This window comes from Janthinobacterium violaceinigrum, from assembly GCF_009208555.1.
Lineage (GTDB): Bacteria > Pseudomonadota > Gammaproteobacteria > Burkholderiales > Burkholderiaceae_D > Janthinobacterium > Janthinobacterium violaceinigrum.
Genome location: NZ_WFLI01000048.1, coordinates 15,886 through 37,239 on the forward strand (window position 1 = coordinate 15,886; position 21,354 = coordinate 37,239).

Genomic DNA, 21,354 nt, shown 5'->3' on the forward strand with positions numbered 1-21,354 from the left:
CAACCATGCTCACAGCACAGCAGCTCGCGTACGCCCTCAGGCAACAGGCAGGCAGCAACGGCCAGGTCCGGATCGACGATGCCCTGCTGGGCATCAGCGGCTTCGACGACCTGGTGCGGCGCAATCTGCAACGTGACGACGGCGCCGTGCTGCTGCTGGTGGATGCGGCCACGATCCCGCTCGACCCGCCGGCGGCCGGCTTTACGCTTGCCGGTGCCGGCGTGCCGTCCGGCGCGGACGGTTTCCTGAACCTGGACGGCCGCGCGGCGTCGATCGCCTTCGCGTTCGGCAGTAGCATCGACATCACCCTGACCTTGCAGCCGCAGCAGCTGGCCAGCGGCGCGGCAGCCGACTGGGCGCTGGGCAGCAGCTTTCCCGAAATCGCATTCGAGCCCTACGACCAGCTGGCCCTCACCGGCACCGCGCTGGTGCTCGCCAGCGCCCAGGCGGACCAGGGATTGCGCCTGGCCTGCAGCCTGTTCCCGGACGGCATCCTGCGCGCGCTGGCCGACCTGCTGCAGCTGAAGGCCGCACTCCCGCTGGGCGGCGATCTGCTGCGCGACGCCAAGGGGCAGCTGGCGTTCCGGCTCGGGGCCGAGCTGAATATCGCGCCGTTCGGCATCGACGGCATCCTGACGCTGGAGCAGCCGCGCGTCGTCGTCCAGTACGCGACCAACACGGGGGCCGACGGCACCGTCCAGCACTTCACCGACGTCGCGCTGGCCGCGACGATCTCGGCCGGATCGGCAAGCGACGGCCAGGTGGTGCTCGACGTGACCCTGGCGCTGCCGCTGTCGGACCCGGAATCGCCATTGATCCAGCTGTCGGTGATGCCGCGCGCCTTCAGCGCCAGCCTGCTCAGCCTCGGTTCGCTGGTCGGCGGCCAATCGTGGAACGCATTCTTCAGCGGCCCGGCCCAGGAGCTCAAGCCGTATTTCGACACCTTCGGCTTCATCGGCTACAACATGACCCTGACCACCTCGGCCCAGGTCAACGCGCTGACCCTGGTCGTGGGCACGCTCAAGCCCTGGCCCCTGTGGGACGCCTATACGCTGTCGCTCAGCGCAACGTGGGACGTCACTTTCCTCCGGCCCGGCACGGTACAGACGCTGCTGCTGCATGCGGGTTTCGACTACGACGGCAAGATGCAGTTCGACGTCGACGTGTATCTGCCCAGCCTGCACATCACGGGCCGCCAGAGCGGCGCTCCGGTCGTACTGTCGCTGGCCGCCGTCAACAAGACCCTGTTCGGCGGCGACCTGAACGTGCCGGCCGACCTGCTCACCATTTCGGTGGGTAATTTTTGGATCGACATCGACAAAGCCAGCCGCCAGCTGGGCATCGGCGCCATCGCCAGCGCCAGCATCGCGCTGTTCGGCACGCGCCTGCTGACGGTCGAGGACATGGCCATCAGCGTGGCAATCGATGCGTCCGGGCCCGTCAAGAAGTACAGCGCCACCTTGGACGGGGTGATCGGCCTGGGGCCGATCCGGGCCCAGGTCAACGCCGCGCTGAGCAGCGATCCCAAGGTGGGCTGCACCTTCACCGTGCACCTGGTCGACGAGACGGTCGGCACCATGCTGGGCCACCTCGTGCACCTGGTCGACCCCACTTACACGGTGTCGTTCGGCGCGCCGTGGGACAAACTGCTCGACATCTCGCTCGACGCCCTGGTGCTCAAGGTCGACATCACCAACAAAAAGGTCGACATCGACTATGTGAAGACGATCGATCTCGGCTTCCTGACGCTGACCCAGCTCGGCATCTCCTGGCAACAGAACGCCAAGGGCCCCAGCACGACGAAGATCACGCTCGCGGGCAATCTGCTGGGCGTGGAATTCGGCGGCGACTCCGGCAAGCCGCCGCTGGCCTGGGACCCGATCAACGACAACCCTCCCGCGGTGCCGGGCGGCGGCGACAAGCTGCTGGACCTGCGCTATGTGGGCATCGGCCAGCACGTGGGCTTTGCGCCCAGCTGGCAGCCGGCCAACGTGGAAGCCGTCATCGCCAAGCTGGAACAGCTGGCCCTGCCGGCCGGCGGCTCGAACCTGCCCAACCTCACCTCGCCCGACGGACTGCGCTTTCGCAGCGACAGCAGCTGGCTGGTGGGCGCCGACTTTACCGTGCTCGGCACCGTCAAGCTGGCGTTCGTGTTCAACGATCCGAACCTGTACGGCCTCCTGATCAGCCTGGCGGGCGAGCGCGCCAAGAGCTTTGCCGGACTCAAGTTCGAAATCCTGTACCGCAAGGTCACCGACACCATCGGCGTCTACCATATCGAGCTGCAGCTGCCCGACGCCATGCGCCACCTGGAGTTTGGCGAGGTGTCGCTGACCTTGCCGCAAGTTACCATCGACATCTACAGCAACGGCAATTTCCGCATCGACCTGGGCTTCCCCAAGGGCCTGGATTTCAGCAATTCATTCTGCCTGCAAGTGTTCCCCTTTATCGGCTATGGCGGCTTCTACTTCGCCCTGCTCGACGGCGACACCTCGAGCCGCGTCCCCAGGATCAGCAACGGCCGCTTCGACCCCGTCATCGAGTTCGGCATCGCGCTGTCGGTCGGCGTCGGCAAGACCATCGACGAAGGGATACTGTCGGGCGGACTGTCGGTGGTCGTGGTCGGCATCGTCGAGGGTGTGATCGGCTGGTTCAACCCCAGCGACGCCGCCGTAGACAAGGCAGAATACTACTGGCTGCAGGGGACCGTCTCCATCGTCGGCCGCCTGTACGGCACCATCGACTTCTACATCATCCAGGCCAGCGTCTCGGTAACGGCCTATGCCAGCGTGATCGTGGTCATCGAAGCCCATCAGCCCATCCTCATCTCGATGTCGGTCGGCGTATCCGTCCAGGTCAGCATCAAGATCGTGTTCTTCACCATCCACTGCTCGTTCAGCGCCACCGTCAGCGCCTCGTTCAGCATCGGATCGGCCTCGCCCACGCCGTGGGTGCTGGCTTCCGGCAGCGGTGCGCCGGCGCGCCTGCAGCTGTTTGCCGACAACGCCGGCGTGCACGCGCCGCAGCAGCGCATGCACGCCGATTTTTCCCGCCTGGCGCGGCGCCAGCTGATCCAGCGCCGCCTGGACGCCGGCGACATCACGCTCGACTGGCAGCCGCAAACCGTCTTCGCCGCGCCACGCGCCGTCACCGTGCACGCGATGCCCGCCTTCACCAGGGCCAATGGCGGCGTGGCTGGCGTCATGCTGCTCGGCATAGGCAACGGTATCCCGGCGCGCGCCGCCGGCTTGCGCGCACACACGGCGCCCCAGGCCGGCGCCGCCGATGCCGGCATCGGCGACGTGCTCGAGGGCCTGGTGCGCTGCGCCATCCTCAATGCGCGCGCCACGCTGGGTGAAACCGATGCGACCCTGGTCAGCCACGACGACGTGGCGCTACTGGCTCGCGCGTTCGCCGACGACGCCACGCTGGCGGCCGCGCTCAGCTACAGCGGCTTCCTGGACACCTTCCTGGGGCTGAACTACCGGTTCACCATCGCAGCGCCGGCCGCGCAGGCGAACGGCGACGAGACGGGGGTGGCCGTGTTCCCCATGCCGCCCGTACTCAGCATGACGGCCGGCGCGGGCGCGCCGCTCGATTTCGGCGCCTACAACGCGCTGGATGCCACCACGCTCGAGAAAATGCGCGCCTATTTCGCGCTGCTGGCGGTCGACTACGAACAGTTCGTCGCCCACAGCGGCGATGCGGCCGCCCCGATGGTGCGCGCCGCCGCGCCCACGCCGATGGCGCAGGTGGTGTTCGAGCAATACTTCGCCATGCTGATGCGCTCGGTGGTCAAGGCGGCCGGCGACGTCATGCAGAGTTTGCCTTTCAGCCTGGACCAGCCATTCGGCATCGCCCAGGTACGCGCGGCCCTGGGCGACCCGGGCTTGCCCGCCCTGAATGTGGTCTCGCCGAACCGCGCCAAAGCGGCGCTGCTGGCGCAGGGCTGCCGCATCACGTTTGCCGGCGTGCAGCACCAGGTCGCGCTGGGCGAAAGCTTTGCCAGCGTCGCCGCGGCCTTCAACAAGGTGCTCCCGGCCGACGCGCAGCTGAGCGCAGCCGGACTGGCCCGGCACAACGCCGCCAACGGCGCCCTGCTCGGCGCCGGGATCAGCGTCGCTTTCGGCGGCCTGGCCTGGACCAGCCTGGCCGGCGAAAGCGTGAACCTGATCGTCACGCGCCTGCTGGCGCGCGCCGCGCCGCAGAGCTTTTTGCAGCAGTTGCCAGGCCTGCAGACGCAGGCGCAAGCCCTGCTCGAGGCCAATCCCGCGGTGTTTCCCACGCAGGACCCGATCGCGGCCCTGCGCCTGCCCATCGATCCCGTGCGCTTTGCGCAGCTGGCAATGCCGCCCCATTCGCCGTTCGGCCCCTATGCCACGGTTGCGGGCGATACCTTCACCTCGGTCGCCGCTTCGCTGATCGGCCTGGCCGGCGGCCTGATCGACAATGCGGCTGCCGCCGCCTGGGTCATCGCGCACAACACGCTGCCGTCAGCCGACCCGGCCGCGCCGCTGCCGGCCGGTCTTGCCCTGGCTTTGCCCCCGGTAGCCCATACGCTGCTGGCCGGCGACAGCATCGACAGCCTGGCCGATATGCTGATGACCACGCCGGCCACGGTCACTGCGGCGCTGCTGGCGCTGCCGCCAGCGACGGCGCTGCTGGCGCCGCAAGCGATGCTGGACCTGCCGGACCTGGCCTACGCGGTACGCGCGGGCGACAGCTTCACCAGCCTGGCCTCGCTGTTCAACCTGAGCCTGGACGGCCTGGCCGCTACGCTCGACGCCTCGCAGACGCCGGTCTTTGCGGCCAATGCGCAGATCATCGTCGCCGACGCCGAGCAGATGACGGTCAAGCAGCTGCTTGCCGCGCTGGCCGCCACCCAGTGGCGCACGATTGCGCCGATGGCGTCGCGCTTCATGCTGTCCGGCCTGCGCTTGCCCGACCCGGCCGACAGCGCGTTCCGGAAGCTGACGCTGGAGCAGATGCACGAGCCGCATGCGCTGGGCACCATCGCCACCCTGCCCCTGTACGCGCAAACCGGGCAGCAGTTCGCGCTGGCGCCGCCGCTGGCCGACAATTACCAGTTCACGCTGGCGCCGGATGGAAAAACCAGCTGGATTGCCAATCCCGCCCCGCTGGCGTTTCCGCTCAGTAGCGAGCAGCGCGACGTTATCGCCGCGATCGGCGGCGCCGCCTTCGCCCCGCCCGTCTCTCTTGCCGCGCTGCCGCTGTTCCGGCTTGCGCCCACGCGCTACACCTTGCAGCGCCACCTGGCCTGGCAGCCTGCCAGCTTGCCGGCCGACGCCGTGTATGCACCGGCCGCCGCTGGCAGCGTCACCGGCAGCCCCGATATCTGGATGTTCCCGGACGCGCTGTGCGCGCAGCTGCAGGCCGACGGCGCCGCGCAGCCGCCGTACGCCCTTTCCATCGGCACCCAGGAAACCGCCGGCGCGGGTATGAGCGTCCGCGGCGCCAGGGCGTATGCGTGGGCAACGGCGGTACGGGTCGGCGTGCAGCAGCTGTCCGGCGCGGCCGCGGCCAGCGCCAGCGGCGCCTCGACCATCATGGTGACCGGCGTCGACGACAGCGGGCTCGCCCTGCTCGACGCCGTGCTGGCGCAACTGGGCCACGACGACGCCACCCTGTTCCTGCTGTATTCGCCGAATCCCGCATCGACGGCCAGCGGCATGTTCTCGGACGACCTGGGCGCCCCGACCGCGCTGGTCCAGACCAACCTGTCGACCCTCAGTCATAGCGCCGCGCCGCTGCTGCGGTCGCAACGCTCGCCATTCCTGCTCGACCAGCAAAGCGGCGCCCCGACCTATGTGGCCCCGCTGGCGCAGGCAGCGGCCTTCGTGCAGATGCTGTGGGAATGCTCGATCGTGCGCAGCGGCGGCTACTACCTGCGCTACGCGGCGCCCAATGGCGCGCTGCCGGCCGCCTTGTTCAGCAAGGGTGCGCAAGCGGAACTGACGCTGCTGATCGTGCTGAAGTCGCAAAATGGCGCGCATGCGCCCATGCTGCCCTTCAATAACTGCGCCATCGCCGGCGACAACCTCGATCCCGGCACCAGCAATGTGTTCGTGCAGCCGGCAACCTGGCTGGTGCCCGGGCAAAGTTCGCTGAACGATGCACAGGCCTATGCCCTGCAGACGTTTGGTCTGGCGCTCGATGCCGGCGCCATTGCCACCATCAACGCGGACGTGCCGCAACTGCTGCGCCCCGGCGCCCTGGCCGAGGTTCCCTCCGGCACCGACGCCGTGCGCCTGGACGACACGCTGGGCACGCTGGCCGCGCGCAATGGCCTGACGCCCGCGGCGCTGGCGAGCTACGCGGGCAATGCCCACGCGGCGCTGCTCGTACCCACGGGCCTGCTGCAGTTCAGCGCCGGGGCACTGAGCCGCGCCCCCGCCATCGCGGCCGGCAACGCCGGTTTCCAGCTCAACCGCCCGAACCCGGACCCGTCCAACGCGCTTCAGGCGACCGCGATGGATGGCGACAGCATCGTTGCCGAGCTGTTCCACATGCTGACGCAGCGGGTGGTGCCCAACCTGGCCGGCCCGGCCGGTTTCTACGCCAGCGGCGCGGCCGTGCCGACCGGCCCGGCCCAAAGCCTGCCGACGGAAAACGGCGCCAACGCGCCATCGGACACGCTCAATGACCACTGGGACTACCACCAGGCAGTGGCGATCGCGCCGTTCGCGCTCAACGCCTGCGGCAGCCGCAGTCCCGCACTGCCGGCGGCGGCGCGCAGCCCGTATGCCGGCGTGGACGCCGGCGCGCAGGTGACCCTCGCGTTCGAATTTGCCGACCCATACGGCAACACCTTGCCGATGCCGGGTGGCGCCCAGACCCTGAGCCAGCCCGTACGCTATTTCGACGAATTGCTCGGCATGGCGCGCTGGCCGGCGACGGCGCTGGCCTACACGCTCAGCGGCGACGGCAGCGCCGATCCCGCGCTGCAAGTGGCACTGTCGATGCAGCTCGATAAGTATTGCGTCTCGCCGACGGTAAGCCCCGATAGCGCGCTACGCAACGCGGCCACCGATCGCGCCACCTACGCGCGCGTCTACTACCAGCTGGCGCAGCCGGATATCGGCTTCACGGTTGCGACCACGCTGGAAGCGCCGCAAGTTCAGCATGCGCTGTCCTCCACGGAGATCCAGGGCTTCGTCATGTCGGCCTGGACCGTGCTCGACGCGCTGTGCGCAACCCGCGCCGCCGTCTTCAGCGCCAGCGGCGGCGAAACGCTGGGCGACGTCGCGGCGCGCCATACGCTGGCGCCGGCCGGGCTGTTCAACGCCAACGGCGCCACGCTCTACGCCAGCGTGTTCGGCGCGGCGCCGCTCGACGTGCCGCAGCTGTACACCACCGTGGCCGGCGATACGCTGGACGGCATTGCAAAAGCCCGGGAGATCGATGTGCAGCTGCTGGTGCGGCAAAATCCATGGGCCTTGCTCGATCCGGCCAACGACCTGGTGGCGCCGCCGCGGCCCCTCATCCCTGGCGCCGGCGACACCCTGGCCGCGCTGGCCGCCGCCAGCCAGTGTTCCGTCAGCGGCCTGGCCACGGCCAACCCGCAGGCGGCGCTGCGCAACGGCCTGGCGCTCGCCGTTGCCGGTGCCCAGCTCACCACGGACAACGACAGCTTTGCCACGCTGGTGGGCAAATTCTCCGGGCTGCAGCGCAATGTCACCATCGGCGAAATCGCCCTCGCCAACCAGAACGTGGCGGGCTTGTTCGCCACGCCCGTGACGCTGTCGGTCGACGACCTGCTGCCGTCCGCGCACGACTCGCTCGGCACGCTGGCGCAGCGCTTCGGCGTGCCGATCGCCACCCTGGCGGCCGCCAACGCCACCGTGCCGAACCTGTTTGCGGCCGGTACCTCGCTGTATCTGGGCGTGGTCAGCGCGGACGCGCCCGCGGCCGGCACCACGCTGGCCCACTTTGCGGCGAACCAGCCGGTGCCGCTGGCGGCGCTGGGCATGGCGCGCTGGGACGGTCTTGCGCCGGCACCCGCCGTCAACGCGGGTGCCGTGCTGGCGCCCAAGGCCGAGCTGGCGCTTCCGGCCTCCATCGACAACCAGGGCCACGACCGCCACGCGGTGTACCGCAGCCAGGCCACGGACAGCACGCTCGCGGCCATCGCGGCCAAGTTCGCCGGCAACGACGCCAGCGTGCTGGGCACCTTGAACATCGACCTGCCCGGCCTGTTCCTGGCCGGCGCGCCGGTGCTGGACGCCGCCAGCGGCGCCACGGTAACGTCGCTTGCCGATTCCACCTTCGCGTCGCTGGTGAGCGCTTTTGCGCAAGCCGGCCACACCGTCACGCCCGCCTCGCTGGCGCGCGACAACGCCACCACGGCGCAGCTGGTCCGGCCAAGCGCGTGCTGGATCACGCCGCCGATGTGCGCGCTGGCCCAGAGCGACGGCCAGGCCGATACGCTGGCCCGCATCGCCGCGCGCTATGCGGGCAGCGTGGCGGGCGTGGCGCGCACCAATGCCGGCACGCTGGGCTTGCTGGCGCCGGGGGTCGCCTTGCCGCCGTTCGCGGGCATAGCCCACACCACCGGCCAGTTCGATACCTTCAACGCCCTGCTCGGCCAGTACACGCCGCCCGGCGGCACGGCACCCACGCTCGATGCGCTGGCCGCCGCACTGGCCGACGTCGCCCTGATCGCACCCGGCGCCCTGATCCTGCCGCCGCCGCTCGCCTGGTCGGCGTCGGTGCAGATCGCGCCGGCGTTCGCCGAACCGATCGTCGAGCTAAAGGTAGCGATCACCGAACGGCGCAATGCCGACCTGATCGCCGACGACTTCAAAGCCATCCCCGGCATCGGCCTGGCGACAGTGAACCTGCCGCCGCAAGCGGCCGCCGGCCAGGCCGCAGCGCTGTCGCTCGACGCCCTGGCCAGCGCGGTGGAAAGCGCCTTGCCCGGCGTGCGCGTGGCTACCGGCGCAGCCGATGCCGAGAGCGACAATCCCGGCCAGCACGCGCTATGGATCGTCAATTTCGGCAATCGGCGCGGTCCCGCGATCGGCTACCGCTTCGATCCGGCATCGACGGTGCGCTCGTTCGCCATTCCACCATTGTCGACCTCGCTGATGTCGGGCTCGGTGCCGGTCACGCCTTACGTGTCGGGCACGGGACTGAGCGGCGCCGCGCTGCCGCTGAGCTTTGCCGGCATCGACCTTGACGTATGGGGCGCGACCTTCCTGGAAGCCATGGACCGCATGCTGGCTCCCGACTATGCGGTGCCGGCGCAGGAAATCTCGCTGGCCGGCTTCGATACCATCGTCAGCGCCAAACGCACGCTGGCCGCCGCCGTGGCAGGCCGCGTGCAGTACGTGCTGGGTGGCCAGGGCCCCGGCGAATACGGCCAGCCCGACCCGCGCCGCGCGGACGCGGTCGCTTCGATGGAACAGGCGCTGCTGCAGCAACTGTCGAGCGCCTACCTGATCGAGGGCGTGGTGCAGGCCAGCGTCGAGGTCGATGCGCCGTTCACCGATGCACGCATGGCGCCGCGGCTGTCCGGCCGCGCCAGCCTGAACCCAGCCGACTCTTCGGCCCGCCTGAACAATGCCTCGCTGTCCACCGCCAAGGTGGTGCTGGCCGACACGGACGCACCGGTGCTCGCGTCGTTCCTGCTCAGCCTGCAGGCGCCGGCCAGCGCGCGCATGCCCACCGTCGACATCGGCTACGAAGTGGCGCAGATCGAACGGCCCACCGCCTTGCCAGACAGCAACGGCTACCAGACCTCCACCTGGCTGACCCTGGTCCATCCGGCCGACAGCGCCACCGGCAACATCGCCGGCGTGGTGCTGCCGATTTCGCTGCGGGCATATCCGTTGCCCCCCACGCTGGTCGGCCAAAACGCCAGCGCGTCCATCCCCGTGCCGCTCAGCGGCAACGACCTGGTGCGCTGGAATGCCGACGCCACCTGGACCCACCAGGATGCCGACCAGGACCAGTGCGCGCTGCGCATTGACGTCGGCACCGCTGCGTGCGACGCGCTGGGCCGCCAGGCCGACGCCGGCAATGTCGACGCCTTGTTCGCCGCGCTGGCGCAGTTCATCACGGTCTGGCCCACGCTTGGCGCCGATGCGGGCCTGCTGGCCGCGCACCGTTGCGGCAGCCCGGCCAGCGCCGCCACCGTGGGTGCGGTGGCCGCCTTCGCCGCGCTGGCTGCGGCCGTGGCCGCCGCATGGCCAGCGACGGCAGCGGTGACCCCGCCGCGTTTGATGTCGATGACCAAGGCCGGCACCGAGATCGTTCCCGGCACCTATGCCTACACGCTGACCCGGGCACCTGGCAGCGGCCCGGACCTGAGCACGCTGCTGGTCCGCGCCGCGTCCGCCAACCCGGCACCGCTGTGGCCGGCGCTGGCGGTGGATGCCAGCGGCGCCGGCATGGCGGCGCTCACCTTGCAGTCGTCGACGCCATCGCAAGCCGTATATGCCTATCCGGCCGGGGTACCGCGCGATAGCGCGCTGCAATACCAGGCCACGGTGGCCAGTCTCGATGCCGTGATGGTGCCCAACTTCACGCTATCGGCTTCGGTGGTGCGCAATGCCGACCTGGTCGACGGCGTTCAGACCAGCCCGCTATTCGTCTACCAGACGCCGTACACGGCCTTTCCTGCACCGCTGATTCCGCTGCTGCAGGCAGACCACGACGTCGATATCGGCAGCGGTTCCATCGACCAGCTGGCAGCGGCGCTGCAAGCCTTCCTGCAAAGCTTGCTAACCCGCAGCGCTGCTACCGGCAATCTGGAGCGCACGCTGAAGATTGCCGTGAGCTACGGTTATGAACTGCTACGCCAGCCAGCCGCAGCAGGCGCCGTGCGTGGCGCGCGCAGCGCCGTGGCCGCCGCCGAAACCAGGCTGGTGCCGCTGCTGCCGATCGCCTTGCTGCCCTCGGTCAAGCTGCTGATCAATGGCGACCACCAGGCCTCGATCGACACGTTGGCGCAGGAGCTGGCTGCCTTTATCGCCACCTGGGATTCGCAGACCCAGCCGTCGCATACGAACGCGGCCCTGTTTTTCGACATCAGCCTGTTTTCCGCCAACGACGACAGCAGCGACAAGCCCCTGATGATGGCCCGCTCGGTACGCTACGTGCTGGCAGGCGCGTGAGGTATGGATGCGATCAAGGCATATGGAAACGTCGCGCCTGCGGCTCGAAGCGGGCGCCGACGCCAACGTCCCCAACGACCAGGGCCAGACGCCGCTGGCCGGCGTGGCCGACAAAGGTTACCTGGACATCGCCGAACTGCTGCTGCAGCACGGCTGCCCGCATCGACGCTGTGGTCAGCCGCAGCATGAGCGCCGTCTCGCTGGCCAAATCCATGAATGCGCAGGAGACTCTGGCACGGCTGGTCGGCTTGGGGCAGACGACGTAGCCGATGCAGGTATTGCGACTGCCGCCAGGTAAAAAACTAAATGCAAGAGCTTGGCTGTTTCATTGATCCGGCATTAGCCTTACGATGCCGGACGGGAGATTATTCCCACTCGATGATCAACGAGCTGGCTAAGCGCCTGATTTTTCGGTACTTTCCAAACCATTCAGTTACCGATACCCTCAAAAATACCCTCAGCGGTCCTATCTGTCATTGCCGGTTCGTCGCGGACGGAACGGAAGAGGAAAATCCGCTTGTTCAAACCGGTCACCAGATTTTCCTGGCTGATGACGCTTTCGTTTCGGCACATCAGCAATCGCAGCGCTCCGATAAATTTAAGGATACCCCGATCTTCAGCACCCCGCTGTCACCCTGTCATTGACGCAATATCAGGTCCGCTATAGCGACAGAGACGAAACAATGGGACGCGCTTATCTGCCTACCGCTTTTACCCTGTCCCACACTACCGCCGCTTTTCACGTCTCGAGCAGGACAGTCAGTCGAGTCGTATCGGCATTTAATAAAGTGTAACTTATCCCAGATCGAGATGGGCAAGGTTGAGATCGTGTACGAATGACAGACCTGACCCTGGCTCTTGCTCTACCCGCTCGGCCAATCAATAACTTCTATGATAATTAGTTAATGTTCCATCAATGACATTGAACTGAGCAGATTTTTCCGCCCATTCAGAATCAGTCTCAAAACCAATACCCACACTTACAATTCCATTACTTTCCGAAACTGAAGTGAATTGCGAACACTTCCCAAGAGGTGGGGCTTTAAATGCCCGTTGAAGAATACCTTCATATGAATACAAAAGAAGATTTGATGAGCCAAACTCATCAAACCTACCAAAAATTGCGATCAAGCTTTTACTCTTCAAGTTGGCAACCCCAAGCGGAGGCATCTTCATTTCAACCCTAATACTATTAGCATTGAAATCCCATGAAACAGTGGAATTATTATCCCAAACCGACCAATTTATTTTTAACATACCAGACCTTTTACACCGAGACGTGGGCAGGTCCGCCATTACGACACGAACTCAGCCATACCGACATCCAAACCTCTGCGCAATCTCAGTGCCAATGTGTGCGGCTCAAATACCCTCTACCACATGACGCGACCACTACGACCTGAGTTCGCCGGTGCTCTCTACCACGTTACTTCGCACGACGGCCGGCGTCGTGCCATTTACCGGAACGATATCGATCGCCTTGCCTGGCAAAAAGTGCTTGCCTTGGTATGCCAGCGGCACCATTTTATCGTGCATAGCTTTTGCCAAATGGGCAATCATTATCATCTGCTCGTTGAAACGGTCGAGGCAAATATGTCGCAGGGCATGCGCCAACTGAACGGCTTATATACCCAGCATTTTAATCAGCACCACAAGCTTGTAAGACACGTATTGCAAGGTCGCTACAAAGCTATCTTGGTGCAGAAAGAAAACTACCTGTTGGAATTGGCCCGCTACGTCGTATTGAATCCAGTCCGGGCGCACATGGTCGTGTCACCCGATGAGTGGCACTGAAGCAGCCATCGCTATTTTTTTGGATGACGCGCCAGCTCCGTGCTGGTTGGCGCGTGACTGGCTCTTGAACCAGTTTGGCACTACGCGCGACGAGGCAATCCCTGCTTATTACCGGCTTATCGCCGCCGGGATGGGCGAGGCGAGTCCGCTCGCACGCACCTGCCACCAGATTCTTCTAGGCGATGACGCCTTCATTTCAGCACATCAGCAATCGCAGCGCGTCGAGACGCCCAGAGATACGCCAAGGTCGCAGCGCCGCGCTGTCACGCTGTCATTAGAGCAGTTTCGGGCGCACTATAGCGACAGAGATGAGGCCATGGCACGCGCTTATCTGTCAACCGCTTTTACCATGTCCCACATCGCCGCCGCTTTTCACGTCTCGAGCAGGACAGTCAGTCGGGTCGTATCGGCATTTAGTGAATCTCAACTTGCTGTAGATCGAGACAGCAAATGTTGAGACCGTGTACGAAAGGCGGACTTGACCCTAGCCTTGCTAGCACATCTGATGTATGGCGTGATCCATACTGACAAGCCCTTTGATGCGCATTACTTAGCAAAAGGACTTGGCATTCAAGACGGTATCTGGCCCCGGCTCGTTTGGGGGTGATTGCGTTTGCTCAGTGACTGAAGTTTATGCGATCTGCTGGAACCGTTGGGACGATCGCGCTGGCAAGCCGGCGATTAACTCATCAAGCATGGCTTTAGCGCGGAACAAAGGCATGCTGCGACGAGGAATATGATCGCACGAAACTAAACAACGACATACTCCAGATCACTGCTCGATCTCAATTTTTCGAGGCGACAAATCGCTTCCCATTTATAACGTTACTTATATAAAAACCATTGCAAACCGGACATAGTTGAGCGACATATCGCAGCGAATGTATCTCGCAGTAACGTGGACAATCCGATGGGCGATAAGAAGACTGGGTAATAATAAGAGTGTCTTTCTGCACAAATTTCGGAAGCTTCAACAGCAAACCAGGAATATCATCCCAGCCACACCTCACAAAAATCTGTATATAACCATCTATTTTTATAGATTCACGAACAATTTTGAATGCATCTATTATATATTGAGAGTTCATATTTGCAGTCCAGGCCGCGGCAAGCTTTTGACTACCATCTTCTATTCTGCACCAAACATCGAAATCAATAGGATTATCCACAATTAAACTACTCATAATAAATTACCTCCTTGGCACAATTGTACCATTACTAATTCCATAATCAAGATTGCTATCCTCAACGGAAAATTTAAATGGTGGAGCCTTAACTCCATCACTTCTTTCCAACGGAATTATCGTTGATGTTCGTTGAGGGGAGCCTGCCTTCTGCAGCAACTCCAGAACTCCTTGATCCCCTTTAAAAACTTCGCGACCATTAACAATTTCATAATACCCACTTGCAAAAGCGGCACCATCAGGGTGAGTATGGCTAATCAACATCTTATCCCCTGATATTTCTCCGATACTGACCGTCTTCTTAGTTCCTGAATACAATGTATAGAAACCTCCACTACCACCTTTTCCATTACCTAGCGTATAAGTCACTCCAAATTCGACCTCATGCTTTGCTGACAAATTTGCCAACTGATCAGTTGTTGGTCGTCCAGGGATGACGACGCCTTGAGCTCCTGGCAACCCCTCTCCAACTCTAGCTCCGTAAAGCAAATTATCAACCGCTCCTGGCTGTTGAAGAAGAGAAGAAGGCTCAGCACCTGCAATTATCCGTGGATTTTGATTCAATAGGATCTGATTTTCCGCAGTTGCGCTTGCCTGGTACGTTGACCTGGAATAAGCACTATATGCAGCATACTCTTGTGCTTTTAGATTCGCCGTAATGCTGCCTTTAAGTACGAAAGCTCCACCACCAAGATCTAAAACCCCTATGCCAGCACGCATGAGTCCAGCGGAGAAAAGATTCCAATTTCCATCTTTCCACCCGTCGACCATATAATTTGACCCGCCAATCAAGTTGTTTGGTGAATTCAAAAATCCTGACGACATATCGTTATACATACCGGGAATGGCGGAAATCAACGCCGTCGTGCCATATCCTGCCCGCACATCCCAGGAATTGCTTGAGTCAAGGGTTTCTCGCATTGAGGCCCGATACATGTCGCCAATCAATGAGCGAGTCGGAGGATAGAGATCGGCGTTACCCTGACCTGTAATGTTGCTTCCATCGCTACTGGTAAAAATGCGAATGCCTTCAATTGATGGATCGTAAGGCATATTCCTAGGATCATTTCCATCTGTACTTCCACTCGAAATCGCAATGTCAAATGTTCTATTACTTTCTACGATGTAATTTTCATCACTATGCCCATCCCGTTGTTGAACTATCCCCATGACCGAGCCAAGGACTAAACTCCGAAGCTCCTCACACTTTGCGCCATTATTTCCTGTACATGCCGCCAATTCCGCATCGCGATCTGCACTGGTGAATCTCAATTTATTTGCCTTCTCACAGGCATCCGCATTACCTTTACCACCATCGCACGCAGCTTCCTGCTGGCCAAGCTCAAGAATTTCCTCATGCTTCAGATAATTATTCGCCACCTCATTTGCCGCAGCAGCCGCCCCCGTCGCCCCACCAGCAGCCGCGCCCACTGCAGCGCCCGCCGCCAGCGTCAACGCATCACGCAGCGTTTCAGGCATATCAAGTTGCTTCAACTGCTTGGCAATGCTATCCGTCGACAACGCCGCTGCGCCAGCACCCAATGCGCCGTTGGTGCCGCCGGCAAGCCCGCCAATTGCCGTGTGCAACGCGACCCGCGCTAGCCCCCCCTCTTTCCAATTCTCTGTTAACTCAACACTTTGACGCGTTAACTCTGCGCTTCTTTCAGGATCGGTTTCTCGAAGCTTATATGCTTCCTCTGCCAATGCAGTCGCTTCCTCCAGCTTCTCGGAAGCATATGTTCCCAGCTTCTCAGCAGCCGCTGCCGCAAACGCCGCCGTCACATCCATCGTCGCCTGCAACTTGGCCTTGTCGAAATTATTGCCGATCTTGCCGCTGCTATCCACTCCGGTCGTCACATCGCGGTTCACATCCGCGATAGCTTCATCCGCGCCCTTGCCCGTCGCCGCGCGCTGGGCTGCATCGTCTGTGATGAGCAAAGTGCCGCCGCTGATGCCGCTGCGCGTCGTGCTGGTGGCGTTTTCGCTGAGCGCGACCATGGAAGGCAGACCTGCGGTGGTGCCGCCTTTACCGCCAACATTGGTCAAATTCTTATTCTCTTCGGTCTCCTTGCCCGCTACCGAAAAACCGCCCGAAACACCCACACTGCTACCCTTCGATATCGCATGGTTGGCAATGTCGCTATGCGTCAGGGTCGCGGTGGTCAAACTGCTGTTCAGCTTGCCCGCCTCCGTGGCACTGATGACGGCTCCCTTCAAGTCCGTATTGCCGCCCACCTTGATCTGGAAGCCGCCGTTGCCTGCCCTGATACCGCTTTGCTCCTGCACGCTGGCATAGTCGTTGTGCATGTTGCTCTGGCTATAGCTGCCGCTGAAGCTGGCGCCAATGCCCACCGTACCGCTGGCGGAAATGCTCTGGCTCTTGCTGTCGAACTTGGCCAGGTCTTGCAAGCTTTCCAGGTTCAGATTGCCCTTGATGTCGGCAATCACCTGGTTGGCGCTGACCACGGCGCCCTTGATGTTGGTGTCGCCACCACTTGTGATAACCAGCTTGTCGCCTGCATTCACATGGGTATTGAGCTGCGTCGTGCCGTCGCCATCCTCATGCCCCTTGCTGCCGCTAACGCTGGCCGTGAAGCCGAACGAGGTACCCTGTGTGCTGACGATCGCCTTCACGCCGACGGAGGCGCTCAGGCTCGAGCTCTTGCTGTGCTGGCTTTCCGTGTCCTGCGCGGCCAGCAGATTGACGTTATTGTCGGCATGTAGGCGAATATCATTCTTCGCGTTCAGGTCGCTGCCCAGGATATTGACGTTGCTATCCTTGCCGCCACCCAGGGCCGTGATGTTGATATTATTGCCGGTCAATACACTACCGCTATGCGTGGTGCTGGCCGTATTTTGCGTCTGGATGCTTTCCGAATGGCCGGCCGTCAGGCTGATGCTGATGCTCGGCCCTTCCTTCATCATCTCCTTGGCAGCACCGTTCGCCGCCATGGCCGCCGTCGCCGCCGCCATCGCCGTGACGCGGCCATCCTTGGCCGTGCTGGCTGCAGTACTCATGGTTTGCAAGGTCTGGATGGCGCTGATCACGCTGCCGCCCAAAGCCAGGGTCAAACCATCCTGCGTCGTCTTGACTTCAAATTTCCCCTTCTCATTGTCTTGGCCCGGCTTGATGGTGACGCTCTTGCCGATGATATCTAGGTCCGTAGCGGCAAGAATATCGCTGCCGCCTATCGTCACGTTATTGCCGGCGACCATCGTCAACGCACCGCCCGTCGCGCCTATCGAACTGCGCGCCTCGCCGCTTTGCAAGGTGGCGTCCCGTTCCTGGTCTACGGTCGTGGTCTTGGTGCCATAGCTGAAGCCGATGCCGCCACTGCTCATGAAGCCGCTTTTCTTGGTGCTGGAATGGTGCAGCTCGTAAACGGTATTGGTGGCCGCGTCGATCGTGATGTTGTTACCTGCCAGTAAACGCGTCGCATCGTCGCTCAAGATGCTCGAGCCGGTGACTTGCAGATCGTGCCCCGCCTGCACCGTCACGCTGCTGCCGCCCAGCGAAGTGCCGATCGCCGTGGTGGTATCGACCACATCATGCTTGGTCGTCGTGGTCTTGTTCCAGAAGCCCTCCTTCGTCGATTTGCTGGCGGTATCGCTCACTTCATTCTGGAAACCATTGACCAGGCTGATGTCATTGCCCGCCAGCAGGCCCAAGGTGCCGCCCGCCTGCACGTCCGCCGCGCGCGCCGTCAGATCATGGCCCGCCTGCAAATTGACGTTGCCAGCGCCCATGATCTGGCTACCCACTTCCCCCGTCTTGCTCTGCTTGCTGTAATTGTCGGCGTTGCGTATGTCATTGTGGGTGGAGGCCACGGTGACGGTATTGAGGGTCAGGTTATTGCCCGCAATCACGCTGGTCTGGCCATTTACGCCCGCGTTGGCGATCACGCCGCCCGTCACCGTCACATCGCGCCCTGCCTGGACGACGAGGGCATGGCCCTGGTCCGTGCCCGTCACGTACATGCCTGCCGTCGAGCCGACGGTGGTGCTGCTCGAGATGTTATCCGTCCACCGCTCGCTGGCGTTGTTGACCGTGGTGGTGACCACGTTGATGTCGCGCCCGGCGCCAGCGATCAGCTTGTCGGCTGCAACCACCTGGCCCCCGACGTTATTAATATCGTTGCCCGCCAGCATGACGATCTGTTTGCCGCCCAACTCGCTTCCCTGACTGCTATTCTTGGTCGAGCCGCTGCCATACCAGCTTTGATGCGTTTCTGTATCACGTGCCGTAGACATATCGATATTGCGGTCGGCAGTGAGCTGCAACGTTTCCGAGGCATGGACACCTGCCGCCTTCAGCAGGATATTGTCACCGGCACTCATACGTATATCGCCTGCAGCGGAGATATTACTGACCGTTTCCTTGACAGACGAGTCGGTCGTGTAGCGCCCTGCATAGCCTTCCATCCGCTGCTCGCTATGGCTACTCACTGTCGTGACGGCGATATCGCGGCCAGCTGTAATGCCAATACCGCCCCCATTTGCCGTATTAGCAATAGATGCACCCGCAATATTGACATCCCGACCAGCGGACACCAGCAAATTCCCGCCGTTGACTGTTCCATCACCGGTCACATAAAGGCCAGCCAAACGATCCAGGCTGGTGAGGCTCAGGCTGTTTTTCCCATCGTCCCTATCCAGGGATTGCGTGGATGTTTTTACATTCACATCCCGGCCTGCACTGATTAGCAATTCACTGTTCGCCGATATGGTGCCGCCAATGTTGTTCAGATCATTTCTAGCGGTAGCGGAAATGGCGTCACCACTAATGCGCCCGCCCATATTCTCGATGTTGTCCGCATTCAGCTTGACGATCGTGCGTCCCGCAATCGTACCGCTATTGACCAAATCGCCTTCCAGATTCAGGTTGACCTCCTTGCCGGCCAACAATCCGCCTTGCCCATCGATATCGCCCTCGCGTACCCGCACATACACTTGCGGCGCCAATACCTTTTGCGTGCTGCCATCGGCCAGTACCACATCCTGCTCGACCAGCCAGACGATATCGCTGGTCAATCCCGCCATTTGCTCCGCTGTCAGCGCTATACCGGGACGAAGATCCCACTGTTTGGCAAATGCGGCACCTTGGTCCATCAGTGCCTTGTACTGTTGTTCGTCGCTGGTGTAATCGCCCACGAAACGCTGTCCCGTCAGCTCTGCGATTTGCTCGCGCACCAGGCGCTGCTCATAGAAGCCGTCACCGAGGCGTTTTTGCGTCACTGATGGGTCGTTTTTTATTTGACTTAACAGATAGTCGGATCCTGTCCACTCCCGGTAACTGGCAAAGCGCGGATCGGTTTCCACCAGATAGCGGGATGATGGCGCGGACCGGATTTGATACAGGCTGGCATTTGGAATTTGCAGGGATGAACCCGTTGTCCGCACCACTTGCGCACGCGTGGAAGGATTGCCCAGCTTCACTTGGGTAATGCCATTCATGCGTACCTGTCCCTCGCCACTGACAGCGCCTGCGTTTGCAGCACTGCCTGTCGAGGCAGCGATGACCACGTCTTTCAGTGGGCTCAAGCCTGTCGCCGCGCCCGTTTGCGCTCCTTCAGCCGCGGCCACGGCCTTCGTAGCCAACTGTCCGACTGCACCGCCTTGCCCGATTGTCCCGGCGTTTGCTGCGCTACCGGGTCCATTTCCTCCCTGAACAGGAACTGCCGCTATACCAACGCGCGTAACGGAACCGAGTTCAGCCGCACCCGGCGCTTGCGCGCCGTCTACGCCAGAGACAGACGATGACGCCAGCGTTGCGATCTCGGCGGCCCGGCCTATCGTACTGGCATCGGCGATACCACCTGGCCCGTTCGTGCCCCGCACTTGATCGCCCGTAATACCCGCTCCAGTTACGGTAGTGAGCCCAGTGTGCGGGTCAGCCTCGATGCCTGCAATACCACTCAACTGAGTCGAAGTCACCCTCCCCACATCGCCAGCCTGGCCGATGGCTCCACCATGAGCGCCGCCGGATCCATTGCCACCAGGCACGACCGTAGCCGTGCCTGCCGACGAGCGCGCAAGTAAGGTCGCATCGACTCCCCCGCCATACTGGCCGCCACCGCTGGCAGCATTAACACGCGCGCCGGACACCGTGTCAACTGCGACAGCGCGGGCCGCATCGCCCGTGCGCGTACTACCGTTAATGCCATTTCCACCAGACGCCAGTGCTGCGCTTTGTCCGGCAACAAGACCTGCGGCCACAGTCGATACATGATTCAATTCAGAGGCGCTATCGGCGGCGATACTTTTCGCTGCATTGAGCTGACTAGTCGGAGCGACACCAACGACCGCATCAGAGGCCGAGTTGCCAGCGCGATCAGTCTTCTGAATCGCGCCCTCCCCATCCACGTAACCGATTTCCTTACCGTTCACATGACCGGAGCTTTCAACACCAACTGAAGCCACGATAACAGATGATGTATTAACAGTTGCCGTCGTACGCCCTATCCCTTCGACTGCAGCATTGACACCTGCAACGGAAACACTTGCAGGCTTTGCCCCCTGTCCTATTGACGCAGAAAATTGCTCAATACGTGCCGTAGTTGGCGTGTTAGACGGAAGCATTATTGTCATATCTATTGTCTGAACAGATGCACGCGACATTTGGTTCTGAGCCGTAGCAAACAGCTCTGTCTTCGTTACTGTACCTACCTCGTGAACAGTTTTTTTTCCTTGCACTTCCTTGTTCTGCAAAATCGCACGATCTATATCAAGCGCACCGCCGGCTAGAATATGACTATTATCATTGACAATGGCACTGGAACCAATCTTCATATTGCCACCGGAAATTATTCGCCCCGGGTCTGAGCCCATAACGACACTTTCCTTCGTTGTACGGGTAACTTCCCGATGCCAGAAAAGATTAAATCCTTTACCGTCCGGTGTTCGCAACAGCATATAATTTCCAGGGCTATAAAGCTTCCCAAGGATACTTACTCCTGGTGCTCCTTCTGCATACGTGGTGCCGTCAAAAATAGTCCCATCCGTCGGGGCCACAGTTTGATACTCAGAAATTTTTTCAGTAATTTCCCTTCCCTCTTCAAAAACCAGATGGTTATTCAGCACATTCACCTGACTCGCGCCCAGATTCAAACTTCCCAGCGCCTCGATCGTCGCGCTGGCATTCGTCACCGATCCCGCCCAGCCCGTGGCGATGCGGTTGCCGTCCAGATAGCCGCCGATGGCCATGTCGCCGCCGCTGAAGATCAGGCCGTGTTCGCGGT

Annotated in this window: 8 protein-coding genes; 5 read left to right on the top strand and 3 right to left on the bottom strand. The window is 62.1% G+C overall.

Translation table 11 applies throughout. The features are described 5' to 3' along the window. Positions 1 to 5 precede the first annotated feature (5 nt). Genes GCN75_RS26010 through GCN75_RS26020 form a run of 3 tightly spaced genes read left to right on the top strand, consistent with a single transcriptional unit; the run spans position 6 to position 11,783 of the window. On the top strand, positions 6 to 11,138 hold the full coding sequence (locus GCN75_RS26010; protein WP_152284945.1) for a LysM peptidoglycan-binding domain-containing protein: 11,133 nt from the start codon (positions 6 to 8) through the stop codon (positions 11,136 to 11,138). A gap of 22 nt (positions 11,139 to 11,160) precedes the next feature. After that, complete coding sequence (locus tag GCN75_RS30010; RefSeq protein ID WP_405002838.1) at positions 11,161 to 11,436, top strand: hypothetical protein; 276 nt, start codon at positions 11,161 to 11,163, stop codon at positions 11,434 to 11,436. An 8-nt stretch (positions 11,437 to 11,444) separates the two neighbouring features. Beyond that, a complete protein-coding gene (locus tag GCN75_RS26020) occupies positions 11,445 to 11,783 on the top strand; it encodes a hypothetical protein (RefSeq protein WP_152284946.1) in 339 nt (112 codons plus the stop codon). Positions 11,784 to 12,017: 234 nt separating this feature from the next. Here GCN75_RS26020 and GCN75_RS26025 read toward each other — a convergent pair whose 3' ends face one another. Continuing rightward, positions 12,018 to 12,395, bottom strand: a complete 378-nt coding sequence (locus tag GCN75_RS26025; protein ID WP_152284947.1) for a hypothetical protein — start codon at positions 12,393 to 12,395, stop codon at positions 12,018 to 12,020. A 123-nt stretch (positions 12,396 to 12,518) separates the two neighbouring features. On the opposite strand from GCN75_RS26025, the gene GCN75_RS29715 reads away from it, so the two are divergent. Together GCN75_RS29715 and GCN75_RS29720 are read left to right on the top strand one after the other, a co-directional pair. Continuing rightward, positions 12,519 to 12,932 carry a transposase gene (locus tag GCN75_RS29715; RefSeq protein ID WP_226941571.1) on the top strand — a complete coding sequence of 138 codons (414 nt, stop codon included), beginning with the start codon at positions 12,519 to 12,521 and terminating at the stop codon, positions 12,930 to 12,932. Then, on the top strand, positions 12,919 to 13,389 hold the full coding sequence (locus GCN75_RS29720; RefSeq protein WP_226941572.1) for a hypothetical protein: 471 nt from the start codon (positions 12,919 to 12,921) through the stop codon (positions 13,387 to 13,389). The genes GCN75_RS29715 and GCN75_RS29720 overlap by 14 nt, the downstream gene beginning before the upstream one ends. Positions 13,390 to 13,717: 328 nt before the next feature. Here the strand turns inward: GCN75_RS29720 and GCN75_RS26035 are convergent, their stop codons facing one another. Together GCN75_RS26035 and GCN75_RS26040 are read right to left on the bottom strand one after the other, a co-directional pair. Continuing rightward, positions 13,718 to 14,116 carry a hypothetical protein gene (locus GCN75_RS26035; RefSeq protein ID WP_152284948.1) on the bottom strand — a complete coding sequence of 133 codons (399 nt, stop codon included), beginning with the start codon at positions 14,114 to 14,116 and terminating at the stop codon, positions 13,718 to 13,720. Positions 14,117 to 14,122: 6 nt separating this feature from the next. After that, positions 14,123 to 21,319 carry a hemagglutinin repeat-containing protein gene (locus GCN75_RS26040; protein ID WP_226941573.1) on the bottom strand — a complete coding sequence of 2,399 codons (7,197 nt, stop codon included), beginning with the start codon at positions 21,317 to 21,319 and terminating at the stop codon, positions 14,123 to 14,125. Positions 21,320 to 21,354 lie beyond the last annotated feature (35 nt).